This is a genomic window from Aminobacter sp. 01T433, assembly GCF_056398585.1.
The window spans coordinates 133,401-145,906 of record NZ_JBFTPR010000013.1; the positions used below are offsets into that span (position 1 = coordinate 133,401).

Genomic DNA, 12,506 nt, shown 5'->3' on the forward strand with positions numbered 1-12,506 from the left:
TGCGCGTCCTATTCGACCCGGGCGCGCCCAAGGCTGTCGTTGAGGCCGACCGCCGACGAGATCAGGTTCTTGATGTTCGAGCGGTGGATCGTCGGCCAAATCATCTCGAATAGCCAAGCGAGCGGAACTTCCTCGGCGATAAGCGCCTGGGCGTCCTGATAGATTTTTGCACGCTTTTCCGGATCGATCTCAACCGCACCCGCATCGAACAGCTTGTCGAGCTCTGGGTTGGAGAAGGCCGAAACGTTATTCCAAGGCGAACCCTCGATGATGTTGGACGTGGTGTAGAGACGTGCGACACCCAGCGCCGGGTCGCCATACTGCGACATGTACGAGAAGGCGATGTCGTAGTCCTTCTCGCCCAGGCGCTGGTTCCAGCCGGCGACGTCGGTGGCGGTGAGTTCCACTTGGATGCCGGCCTCGATGAGGTTCTCACGTGCAATTTCCGCGAGCCGCTGCCAGGTTTCGCCATAGGGCAGGGGCAGCAGGCGGATCGGGCTGCCGTCATATCCGGCTTCGGCGAGCAGTGCCTTGGCCTTTTCAACATCGCGCGGGTACTGCTTGATGTTTTCAGAATAGAACCTGGTCGAGCTGTTCCACGGGCTCGGCGCGACTTTGGCATAGCCGAAGAAGGCGATGTCGCGCATGTTCTCGCGGTCGAGCGCATACATGATCGCCTGACGGATGCGCTTGTCCTGGATCCACTTCGACCCGTTGTTGAGCCACAGGAAGCACTGCGATCCCTGGAATTCCCAGCCCTTGGTCGTCAGTTCCGAGTTCGGCAGTTCGGCGAGGCGCTGCACGTCGAAATATTCGACAGCGCCGCCCGGCAGCACGTCCACCTTGCCGGTTTCATAGGCGGTCGCGCGACTGGCGCCATCGGGGATGACGTGGAAATAGACCGCGTCGATCGTCGGCACGCCTTCCTCGTGATAGGTCTCGTTGGCGACCAGCTTGAGGTACGAGCCCCTCTGCCATTCACCGAACTTGAGCGGACCGGTTCCGATGGGAGCATTGTTGATTGGATTGGTGTTGTAGTCCGTGCCTTCGTAGAGATGCTTCGGAAGCATCGGCATCGAGCCGACCTCGAAGGACTGGATGAAGGGCGCGAAAGGGGTCTTCATCTTGAAGTCCACCTTGTAGGGCCCGTCTGCGGTGATACTCTCCACCGCCTTGAGGAAATTACGGACGCGCGGATGGGTCTCGCGCAGCATCTTGTCGACGCTGAAGACCACGTCTTCCGAGGTGAAGGGCTTACCGTCGTGCCACAGCACATTTTCCTTCAGCTTGAAGGAATAAAACATGCCATCGGCTGCTTCCTCCCAGCTTGTGGCCAGCAGCGGGTGCGGTTTCAGGTCGGCGTCGAAACGCAGCAGACCTTCGAAGATGTTGCCTCCGACCATCTGAGAGGGCACGTTCTGATAGATGCCGATCATGATGCCGGGCGGCTCCGGCTGGACTACCACATTCAGAACGCCACCCTTGGCCTGTGCCTGGGCCATGAGGGGAACGCCGCTGAGTACCCCGGCGCTGACGGTGGCAGCGGAAATCTGCAGGAATTGACGACGATCGAGTGACATTGAAACTCCTCCTGGAAAAAATCGTTGGTTCCTCTTGGTGGGAACTTGGATGTTGGGCGCCGGCCCTGACGCTCAGGATCGGCGTGTGACGTCTCTCTCGTTATTCGGGAGAGTGCAGAAAGCGGCGGGCCATTTCCGTGTAGATACGACGGGAGGTCAGAAAGTCCGAAAGGTCGAGGCTCTCATCCGTCTGGTGCGCCTCGCCGGGGTCGCCGGGGCCTAGTATTAGGATGTCGGTGCCGACAGACTGCAGAACCGAACCGTCGGTGAAGTAGCTGGCGCCACCGGCTTCGCCGGCAGGCGCGCCCAGTTCGTGCCTGATGTCCAGAGCCGCGCGAACGATCGAGCTGTCGGCTGGGGTGTCGAGCGCGGGCAGAGAAATGATTGGCTCGACGACGATCTTGCCGCCCTCATATTCGGCTTCAATTTCACGCGCGATCGTTTGTATCGCCGCGAGGATGTCGTCGTGGCTCTGCCCGGGCAGCGTGCGCATGTCGAATTCGGCGATAGCGCGGTCGGGAATGACGTTGACCTGCGTGCCGCCTTGCAAGCGGGTGAGGCAGATGGTCGGCCGGCCCAGAAGCGGGTCGGACGCGGCGAGGGCGTCGAGATCGATCAGCCTTTGCCGGAACTGGACCAGCATGTCCAACGCATTGAGACCCATCTGCGGCATTGACCCGTGGCTCGTGCGTCCGGTTGCCGTGAAGCCCAGCCACAGCACTCCCTTGTGGCAGCGCACCGCCCGGTTGGAGGTCGGTTCGGCAATGATCATGGCGTCGAACGGGGCGAGGCTACCGTCGCCGGCCATCAGGCTCGCGCCCTCGGAGCCAGTTTCCTCGCCATAGGTCACGGCCAGCGAAAGCCGGCCCGACCAGTCATCACGGACGTACATGTCGAGGAAGCTGGCGATGAGGGCGGCAAGGCCGCCTTTCATGTCCGAACTGCCACGCCCATAGATGCGCCCACCCTCGACCGTCCCTCCGAATGGCGATTTTTTCCATTCGCGGTCCCCGAGGGGTACGGTGTCGCAATGCCCGCAAAAGACCAGATGCGGGCCCGCACGGCCGTTGTCGAGGCTCGCGATCAGATTGGCCCGTCCGTCATCCCCCTGGATCGTTGTCGACGCGACGCCACGCTCGGCCAGATAGTTGACTAGCTCGGCCACAAAGCCTTGTTCACGGCCCTGCAATGCCGTCGTGTCGTGCCGCAACATCCACTGCAGGAGAGATATGCAATCGTCATCCGACAGGATGCCCGACTGGATAGTCGAAAGCGAACTGTCTTGGCTGGCAGATTTTGGATGGGATTGAAGCACGATCGTCACCTCGCTGGATAACAAACAGCGTAGTCACTCTCGTCATTTCCTGTCCATTGTGCTTTTATACATTCAATATATTCAGGAATGTAAAAAATTACATATGTTCTTGGTGGGCCAGCTCTGCCTTCACGCTTGGGTCAATACCTGAAATTACCAGCGATCGCTGCAATCACGCCCGAACGCCTTCCTTGACGGCCGACCGTTGCGCGCCTTCCAGAATCCGGGCGCTGCTATGGCCAAGCTGGCAAAGCGCCCTGCCAGACAGGCGAACCACGATGTCGTTTCGATAGGTCAATTCGCTTTGGCCGATGCGACCGCATCAGGGTAAGCTTGTGGCGGGTTTGGAAATACGGGGCCCATTGAGAAGGCCGGCAGGCAGGGATCAGGTCGACGGCCTGTGCATCATCGTCGTCGAACGTGCCTTCCTCGTATTTCTGGATTTGCGGACCCAGATGCGGATCTGGCATCCGCTTTGCCAATCCATGCGCGTCTACCCCGACAAATATTCCTGCGCGACCTAGCGCTAAAACTCGATGCGCGCAGTTTTCATTCGGCAGAAACCTGTTGTGCTGGCGCGCCGCTAACCTGCCCCCGCGCCCGATACTTTCTCATGCAAGAGGCGAGCCGTAATCGACAGAGTTGGGGTGCCAGAGCTGACGGAGATAAACCTTGAGTTATAAAACTTTAACCACGATCCAATGATAAGCTGGTGTTTCGACACTAACACGCCCGTTGTGATGGTCTGTCTTCGGCAATTTGACGTCGTTCGAGTGTGCCGGGCTCCGAACAGAGCAAGATGCATCATGAATGCGGTGTCATCGCTTGGGATTGGACTGACGACATCTGGTCGTCGACGTCGAATATTAGGAGATCGCAAAACGGTCGTGTTCCGCCCACGGCTGTCTTTCTCGATATCTCGACGGAGGAAGCCAGCGAGGGTGATAGGACCTTCGCCTTCGAAGCAAGCGCACTTCCAAATGGTAGGCGCAAGACAGGGTTGCGAGGGCGACGGTCTGGTGATGTCAGTTTCGACTGCATCGACCTAGACCTTGAGGATCTCTGCAAGAACCAAGATCGAGGCGAAGCAGCGCGGATGATCCGAGCGGCTGGCTTGTTCCTCTACAATGCTGCAAGCCATTCAAGCATTGGTCTTGAGGAACGCGGAGGTGTTCATTTGTTGCTCCGACGCGAGATTGTAGAAGGCGCGCTGGGGTGTCCGATGCCTTCGGCCAACACTATGACGGAGGCGATGGTCGAGTCTCACGTCGCCATGTTCCTGAGGGAACAGATGTTGCTTCTAGCCCAGGTGATGACCACTCTCACCAAAGAGGACAACAACTTTCTGCTCAATCAAACTGCGCGCTTAGCGCTATACACCCTTAAGGGGATGTCGGAGGCCCCGCAGCGAGCTTTGTCGACAGATTCCGTACGAGCGGAACTTTATGATGCCGCGCAGGAATATATTCAGCGGCATTTTTCGAACTTCAATCTTGATGCAAAGCGCATTGCCAAGGGCATTGGAGCTTCGCGTGCCACCTTATATCGCGCTTACGCCGACCGCGGTCGCACGGTCGCGGACGCGATACGGAAAATCCGCTTAGAGCATGCCGAGGAAATGCTTAGAGCAGGCCCCGTGTCGACAAGCATTGACGTGATCGCGGAAACCTGTGGGTTTTCATACTCACGCAGTTTTCAGCGCGCATTCCGGACGTTTTACGGGTTCAACCCGAGTAACCTTCGTCGGCGACGCCGCTGAGCATTGCCCTGAGTTCAGGGCCATCACCCGGCGGGCGCGCAAAATACTCAAAAATATAAACGCATGAGACGGCATGTCTCTTGTGAGACTCCGTGTCGTAGAATGATCTCGGAATCTACGATATGAACTCGTCGCACTGTAACTTTGACATGCAATGATCTTGTTAACGACCAAGCGGCTCCGGGTCTAAAGGTCCGGGCTGTTCAGCGAAGATTTGTAGTTTCTCCAATCTATGGCGTTGCCGCACCACCACGATGCATTGCTTGCAAGGTGCACAGCTTCTCAGTCGATTCAACAGGAGGAAGTGCGTCATGACGAACAACAGAGAGACAGTCAACCAGCATATATTCGCCCTCAAATACGATCCGAAGACCGTCATGGTTTTCAACGGTACCCAGATCGCAAATGTCGATCTGCCGACCGAAAGTCGTTTCGACGGGTCTACCTACCTCGTCGTCACCCGGGAGAAGTGCAGTTACGATGCCGACTTCGACATCGCTGTGCCGAGCGCCTTTGACGATGTCACCTATCCGGGAGCGCTGCTGCTTGCGAGCAACGAATTGCTCGACGGGAAGCCGCAAGAGCTGGCGACCGGAAAGGCATCGATCAACATCACCGTCAATTTGCCCGGCACGAAGGACATATCGTTTGCTACCGAACCCACCTATTCCAAGGTTCAGGCGGGCATCAACGAAACCTTGGTGAAGTGGTTTGACAGCCACGGTGGCGAGTGGAGCTTGCCAGCGAATTTCCAGTACCGCAGCAGTCTAATCTATGATGAGAACGAACTCGCACTCAAGTTCGGTTGCGACGTCACGTATCTGAAGCAGAAGCTGGGCATCGACTTCTCCCGCAAGAACATGGAAAAGAAGTCGGTCTATCTCGTCCAGTTCAAGCAGATCTTTTACACCGTGTCGGCGGAGCGACCGAGCAAGCCGGCTGACATCTTCAGCGAGTCGACCACCTGGGAAGACCTATCGCATGCGGGTATCAGCGATGTGCATCCGCCGCTGTTCGTCAAAAATGTCCAGTATGGCCGCCAGATTTTTCTCAAGTTCGAGTCCACTTTGACGTCAACAGAACTCGAGTCGATCATCAAGGCCAATGTTACGGCCAACGGCGTTCAAACAGACAGCCACGGCTCGACCGAATACAAATCGAAACTGAGCAAAATCAACGTCAGTCTCGTCGCGCTCGGCGGATCCGAGGAGGTCTACAAGGACCTCAATCTCGGTGGTGCAGAGGACTCGCTGAAAATCAACAAGATTATTTTCGAGAACGCCAAGCTGTCCCGTTCGAATCCCGCAGCACCTCTGAACTACTACACCGTCTATCTCAAGGACGGCGTTACGGCGGGAGTGCATGGAAAGACCGAGTACGTCGCCGAAAAGACGGAGAGCTTCACAGGCGGAGAAATCAAGCTCGAACACACAGGCGCCTATGTCGGCCGGTTCTGGGTCTCATGGGATGAAATTGGCTACGACGACAAGGGCGTGAAGGTTACCCGTCGCGTGAACTGGAATGGCAGCGGAGCGGATCGCACGGCTTCGTATGCGACGAATATCCCCCTTCGCGGCAATGCTCGCGGAATCAACATTAAGACCGAGGGTTGCACAGGCCTCGCCTGGGAATGGTGGCGCACCTCAGGCGACAAAGTCGACCTTGCTCTCGTGCCCGAGCGGAAGGTGTCGATCGGCGGTACGACGCTTCATCAAAGCTTCGTCATGAATCCTGGTGCTTAGCCAGCTCTGGTGGGGGAGTTGCCTGACTCAATGAGGCCGTTGAGGGCCTCGAAAGATGCGGTCGCTGCCACACCGGACCAGCCTGCAAATTCATCCAACTGCCAGCGCGCATTGCCCTGGCTCCTTCAACGATTGAGGTATTCAAGATGACTTACTTCACAATCGCGAGCTTCAACATCGAGAAAAACGGACAATCATCCGAGCTCCTCAAGCAGCAGAAAGTGGAAGAATTTATCGACTACTGCTGCAGGCGTGGAACAGACCTGATATTCCTATGTGAGGTGCATTCGAGAAGGATTGAAGACTACATCTCTCACTTGAGGGCTGTGTACAGCGAATATTCGTGTGACTTTCTTCCCGGTGGCGGCAGCAACGCATACGTGATCCTTTATCGCAACGCGACCGGATTCACATTGTCATTCGATGGTTTGCGTGGCCTCAACCGCAACTTCCTCCTGTGCCATATCGCTGACAAGGTGGCGCTCGGATTTGCACATTTTAAGTCCGGTCAGAATGGTCTGACAAAGGACCAAATCCAGGCAGGGGCAGACTTTATGAGCTCGTTCGCCAACGGCACAGAGCGCTGGGCAATTACTGGTGACATGAATTGGGACCTGCATCGCGTCAATGAATTGGCGTTGCCAAACGGAACGCACTACGCGACTTGCTGGCAGGACATGACGCAAAAGAGTGGCGGAATTCTAGATTGGTGCCTTGCTGGCCGCGGTATCCAGCTTGCAGCGGTGAATGGTCCAACTGAGTTCAATCCAGCCTTTCAAGTGATGGATGGTCCAGATCATAGACCCGTATTGTTTCAGGTTGAATGCTGATTGTCGGAGCATGTCATGGACCGCCTAGGTCCATGACATGCCGATCTAGATCATTCCGGACGAGGTCAAAGGCGTGGCTGGGGTGGCAGGGCCGGCATAGGATCCGATAACGGACGACACCGTCTGACCATCGAGGTGAAGCGAGAACTCAAGGACGACTATCTCGATAGCCTGCGGCGCCGCTGGTTGAGTTCCTTCCAAGGAGGAACTCAACATGTCCGATGAAAACAACCGGGAGACCGGAGCTCGCGCACCTCAGCCAAAGCGGACGAGGGATGCCCGAGACGAAGTTTCGCAGAAAGCGGCTGAGAATAAGCAACCGGCTGACAAATATGGGAACACGGAGTCTACCGATGACGCGCCAGAAAAGACACGCCATTCCGATGGTCAAAATATGAGATCGAAGGCAACATCCAGCCCAGCGACCGAAAGGACGTCGGGTGCCGGCCCCGCAATTGCCGAGAGATCGAAGGACGCCAAGACAACGAAGCCCGGCCGCCAAGCCGGGGCATACGTCAAGCGCTAAAATCCCCGACCCCCGGGTGGCCGTCCCGCCCGTGGCGGGTGTTTGACCTGCGCGTGGATCGATGCTGCCTGGTCGCGCGTTACATAGCGAATGAACCGTGCTTGGCGACGCAAACACCGTGAAAGACATCAAGTCCATAGATTTGGACGAGCCCGCCACCTTCTATGAGACGCGGCTGGTCCCTGGAATGGTGTTCGACCACCTTTCCAGGGCACTACGGCACGCCGTGAATGTCCCGCTGCGCAAGCAGCATCACTCGGCAAAAATCCTTACCCAGTCCGGTGATCAATACGGATGGGAAGAGATCAACCTTCTTCACGACCGGCTACGGGCAACGGACAAGAAATAATCGCAGGATTGGTCGTATGCGGAATAACAGCCAAATGATCTACACAATGATGGTGGCCATGGCGGTTGTGGTGGTGGCCTTGTTCGTCTTCGGCGTCGTTGACCGCGCGAAGGAACCTGCATCTTTCGAGCAGGTTAGCGAACAGAGTTCAAACTAGCCAGCATGCCGGGCGGCCACGCCCTTTTTCGTTTCCAGCCATCTGTCCGGAAACCGACAGACGGCACGCAGGCCATCAGTGCGTTGTGGCTGGCGCGACCTTGGCGCTGGAACGCTTGGCGGACGTCGAGCGCTTGGCCGCAGTCGTTCGGCTCTTGGGCTTCGTCGGCGCCGAAGGAATGGGTTCGAAATCAGAGGGAACGCTGGCAATGAATTCTCGGCCGAAGCGATAGAACGCGTAGCCAACGGCTAGCAGGGCGATAGTTCTTAACATGGTGGTCTCCTTTGCCTCTTCGAACGTCGGCTGGCGCCGATGGTTCCAGCCAGATCGGGACGGAGGGTCGCTACTATGATTTTTCTGGCGGAAAATCGTCAATCGACCTCGGCCATGGCGGGAAGTCATTGGAGAGGCGGCGAGAGCCTTGCTCGCCACCTCCAGCCGGTTGGCGCTTAGTTCAGGTAATCGACCTTCAGATGCCGGATCTTGCCATTGAAGGCGAACGGCTTGCGGTCAAAATACGCAAGTGAGACCGGGGAATAGCTGTCCCGGCCGACGTCAAAGGCGTCATTGGCGGTAAAGGTGATCGCTGTCGAGCGTGGGACACGCCCCTTGCTGACCTCTTTGCCGTCAATGCGGATGACGATGTCGAGAGGCGCGGGGCGGATGCCGTCAGCCTTGCGGGTTTCGACCTCGATTTTTACTTTTCCTGTCGGGAGTAGTGTGGAGGTTTGCAACTGCGTCCGTTCGATCTCGAACAGATTGTACTCGTAGTTAAGCTTCCCGTTCTCGATCCAAAGGGCGACACCGCCTGAGACGGCACCGAGCGCGTAGAGTACGCCCTTCGAGTCGGGCTTTAGATCCGCATCGATCGTGACAAGATTGCTGCGCGATCCCAGTCGCGGTGCGGTGAACTCGGGAACACCAACAACCTCCTGCGTGTACTCGAACGTCGTGGCCGGATTGGATGGTGCGTCTTCCGGGTGGAAGACTGCGGACCATAACCCCCCGCCAACCGGATAGACCTTGTTGTCGTTCGCGCTGACCTCGAACCCGTTCTTCAGCTCAATGAGCTTGTCTGAATTCTCGGCGGCGATGTCCTTCGCCTGGGAGAAATCCTTGTTGAGATCATAGAGCTCCCAAACATCGTCCTTCGGAGACCATTTCATGATCGAAGGATCGACGCCTGCTTGCCAAGGCACTCTCGGCCCGAATGCCGAAGCCATCCAACCGTCCTTGTAGTAGGCACGACTGCCCATCACCTCGAAATACTGCTCCTTCTTGTGTTCCGGCGCGGTCGGCGACGCGAAGGAATAGGTCATGCTGGTGCCGTCGATCTGATCCTGGCTCACGCCGTCGACAAGCTTCGGCGGCGCGATGCTCAGGATGTCGTAGATCGTCGGCACGATATCGTTGACGTGATGGAATTGCGGACGCGGCGTCTTGTCCGCCTTGATCCTGGTTGGCCAGGACACTGCCAGCGGCGTGCGGGTTCCACCAAAATGCGCTGCAATCAGCTTGGTCGACCGGTATGGGGTGGAGCCAGCCCAAGCCCAGCCGGCATGGTACATGTTGTCCATCTTGGGCGAGCCGAGCACATCCAGGCCGCCGAGCTCGTTCATGGTGCGAATGTGATCCTTGATCTCGGAAGGAATGCCATTCTGCGCCAGGAGTTCGCTGATCGTTCCGTTCTGGCCTTCCGCGCTCGAGCCGTTGTCGCCCCAGATGTAGAAGACGAGCGTGTTGTCGCGGATGCCGAGCTCGTCCAGGGCATCGATCAACCGGCCGGCCTGCGCGTCAGCGTGTTCGGTGTATCCGGCGAATACTTCCATGAGCCGACGCTGGAATGGCTTTTCATCCTCGGGAATATCGGCCCATGCGGCAAGCGTCGTCGGCCGCGGCGTCAGTTCGGTGTCTTTCGGGATCCAGCCGAGTTCCTTCTGGCGGGCAAAGACGCGCTCGCGCATGACATCCCAGCCGTCGTCGAACTTGCCCTTATACTTGTCCGCCCATTCCTTGAAGATGTGATGCGGGCCATGGGAAGCGCCGGGGGCCCAATACATGAAGAACGGCCGCTCCGGCGTCAGCGCGTGGACCTGCTTCATCCAAGAGACGGCCTTGTCGGTCATGTCTTCGGTGAAATGATATTCCGTCTTGCCTTCAGACGGATTCACCCGAACCGTGTTTTCGACGACCGCAGGCTCCCATTGCGAGGACTCTCCGGCAAGGAAACCGTAGAAGTAGTCGAACCCGATCCCCTGACCCGCCGGCCAGTTCGTATAGGGGCCGACGGCCGTGGTCTCGTTGGCCGGCGTGTTGTGCCATTTTCCGAAGGCGCTAGTCGCGTAGCCATAATAACCGAGGACCTTGGCAGCGGTCGCGGATGTGCGCGGGATCCGGCCGGAATAGCCATCCCAGTCGTTCGCCAGTTCGGCGATCTGGCCGTAGCCGACGCGGTGGTGATTGCGCCCGGTCAGCAGTGCCGCTCGGGTGGGGGAGCACATCGCTGCGTTGTGGAAGCGATTATAGGTGATCCCGTCTCCGGCAACGCGGCTCAACGTGGGTGTATCGATCACGCCGCCAAAGGTGCTCGGTAGAGCCGGACCAACGTCGTCAAGCATGATCACGACGATGTTCGGCGCGTTGGCCGGAAGATGCGACTTTGCCGGCAGGGGGCTGTAGGTCGACTCCGCGATCGTCGGGCCGGCCTTGCTGCCTGAGGGTGTTGGCGGAAACGGCAGCGATTCCTGGGCTGCAGCGGGCGATCCCAACATCAGGAGTGTCGTGCTTACGCCCAACCAGCGCGCTCTGAATCTGTGACTAAGAGGCAGTTTCATTCATTTCTCCATTGATCTGAGCCCATCCAGCAGGTTCCGGCGCGCACGAAAATCATGCCGACGTGCGCACTCTCCGAAGACAAATCCGTCTGAGCCTTCTCAGCCTGCGTTGCCAGCCTTCCCGTCAAGCTACATCATGATCGCGAGCGCACTCGCGACCCGCGCAAACCCATACAGGGTATGATGACTGAGATTGTTCCGGTGGTACGTTTCACGAGATTCATTGCGTCTCCTCGAGCAGGTCGCGCAGACCAGGTGCGTCTTCGCTGACGGCGGAGCGGCAGAAGTACCGGCCATACGAATGGCGTACGGAGCGGGAGAATATCGCCGAAGCTGAGGTCGAGATTGGCCGCGGGGAGAGGCGGCGGCGAGGTGGAAGCCCGCCTGTCGAGCGGGGCGGCCCCGGCATAGCCGGTGAAGGGAAAGCTCGGTCCGTTGGACAGCAGTGTCGGAGGGGCAAAGCGAAATCAGGCGCTGAAGTGAGCAGATCGACTGCGGCGGCAAGAACGGAGCCGAAGTACTGGCTCCGATTGCATCTCCCTCGGCGGATCATGCACGAATCGGTGGAACGAGACTGTTCCGTTGGTACAATCTCTTAGTTTGAATGTGCTATGGGCTCCATATGAGCCCGCGATTGATCAAAAGAGACGCCGCCGAGGCCATTCTCCGGCAGAATGGCTGGCTGTCCTATCAGCCCGAGGCTTTCCAGAACGAGGTCCTGCGGCGCTCAATCCTTGTAAATCTTGCGCCACGCGAGCTGATTTTCGGCTTCGGCGACGAACTGGGAGGCATCTATGGACTCGTCAGCGGCACGGCGACGATAAACACCGCTCCGCCAGACCATATCCCGCAGTTAATCAATATTGGTGCGCCTGGTGCCTGGGCCGGAGAAGGCTGCTTCCTAGCACGCCAGCCGCGGAGCGTCGAACTACGCGCCTTGGTCGAGACCTGGCTCATGTACCTGCCTCTTGAGCAGATGGACGAAATGGCTGACGCCGACCCGATGGTCGCTTACAACTTCGGCCAGATCATCATGACCAATGTCGACGCACTCATCAGAGTGATCCATGACCTGCAGAGGGTCGATCCCGATCGCAGAATTGCCTCCGTTCTACAGCGGGCGCGGTGGATCGGGGAGCATCCCCTCCCGTTGACGCAGTCCGAGATCGGCACCATAGCCCGCGCGTCACGCAGGCAGGTCAACGCCGCCTTGAAGCGTTTTGCGGACTACGGATGGCTGAAGACCGGCTATCGGTCGGTCACCATCCTCAATCATGAGAAGCTACGGCTCTTTTCAACCGAAGATGACTAAGCCAACCCGTCTAGGCGGCGTGTTTGTCGGTTCTATGTGAGGCGGTGGTTCATGAGCGCAATCTTGATCAAAAGAGCAAACGCAGAGGCCATCCTTCGCCAG

At 58.0% G+C, this 12,506-nt stretch carries 10 protein-coding genes; 6 read left to right on the forward strand and 4 right to left on the reverse strand.

Going from position 1 to position 12,506, the window contains the following annotated elements:
• Positions 1–8 precede the first annotated feature (8 nt).
• Together AC1DLV_RS21580 and AC1DLV_RS21585 are read right to left on the reverse strand one after the other, a co-directional pair.
• Entirely contained in the window at positions 9–1,580 is a 1,572-nt protein-coding gene (locus AC1DLV_RS21580; RefSeq protein ID WP_476801879.1) for an ABC transporter substrate-binding protein, read from the reverse strand.
• A 100-nt stretch (positions 1,581–1,680) separates the two neighbouring features.
• Positions 1,681–2,790, reverse strand: a complete 1,110-nt coding sequence (locus tag AC1DLV_RS21585) for a M20 family metallopeptidase (protein ID WP_476801878.1) — start codon at positions 2,788–2,790, stop codon at positions 1,681–1,683.
• Between the two features lie 1,219 nt (positions 2,791–4,009).
• Here AC1DLV_RS21585 and AC1DLV_RS21590 point away from each other — a divergent pair.
• The 5 genes from AC1DLV_RS21590 to AC1DLV_RS21610 all read left to right on the forward strand — a co-directional run bounded on the left by AC1DLV_RS21590 (position 4,010) and on the right by AC1DLV_RS21610 (position 8,258).
• Positions 4,010–4,654: a helix-turn-helix domain-containing protein gene (locus tag AC1DLV_RS21590; protein ID WP_476836235.1), complete on the forward strand. Its 645-nt coding sequence runs from the start codon at positions 4,010–4,012 to the stop codon at positions 4,652–4,654.
• 263 nt (positions 4,655–4,917) lie between these two features.
• The gene (locus AC1DLV_RS21595) at positions 4,918–6,396 is read left to right on the forward strand and encodes a thiol-activated cytolysin family protein (protein WP_476801876.1); all 1,479 of its coding nucleotides are present in this window, start codon (positions 4,918–4,920) and stop codon (positions 6,394–6,396) included.
• A 146-nt stretch (positions 6,397–6,542) separates the two neighbouring features.
• The gene (locus tag AC1DLV_RS21600; RefSeq protein WP_476801875.1) at positions 6,543–7,226 is read left to right on the forward strand and encodes an exonuclease/endonuclease/phosphatase family protein; all 684 of its coding nucleotides are present in this window, start codon (positions 6,543–6,545) and stop codon (positions 7,224–7,226) included.
• 644 nt (positions 7,227–7,870) lie between these two features.
• Positions 7,871–8,101 (forward strand): hypothetical protein, encoded by a 231-nt coding sequence (locus AC1DLV_RS21605; RefSeq protein WP_476801874.1) that lies wholly within the window; start codon positions 7,871–7,873, stop codon positions 8,099–8,101.
• A 34-nt stretch (positions 8,102–8,135) separates the two neighbouring features.
• Positions 8,136–8,258 carry a hypothetical protein gene (locus AC1DLV_RS21610; RefSeq protein WP_476801873.1) on the forward strand — a complete coding sequence of 41 codons (123 nt, stop codon included), beginning with the start codon at positions 8,136–8,138 and terminating at the stop codon, positions 8,256–8,258.
• A gap of 75 nt (positions 8,259–8,333) precedes the next feature.
• Here AC1DLV_RS21610 and AC1DLV_RS21615 read toward each other — a convergent pair whose 3' ends face one another.
• Together AC1DLV_RS21615 and AC1DLV_RS21620 are read right to left on the reverse strand one after the other, a co-directional pair.
• Positions 8,334–8,531: a hypothetical protein gene (locus tag AC1DLV_RS21615; RefSeq protein WP_476801872.1), complete on the reverse strand. Its 198-nt coding sequence runs from the start codon at positions 8,529–8,531 to the stop codon at positions 8,334–8,336.
• Positions 8,532–8,707: 176 nt separating this feature from the next.
• A complete protein-coding gene (locus AC1DLV_RS21620; protein ID WP_476801871.1) occupies positions 8,708–11,092 on the reverse strand; it encodes an arylsulfatase in 2,385 nt (794 codons plus the stop codon).
• Positions 11,093–11,726: 634 nt separating this feature from the next.
• Between AC1DLV_RS21620 and AC1DLV_RS21625 the strand changes: the two genes are divergently transcribed.
• On the forward strand, positions 11,727–12,404 hold the full coding sequence (locus tag AC1DLV_RS21625) for a Crp/Fnr family transcriptional regulator (protein WP_476801870.1): 678 nt from the start codon (positions 11,727–11,729) through the stop codon (positions 12,402–12,404).
• Positions 12,405–12,506: the final 102 nt, after the last annotated feature.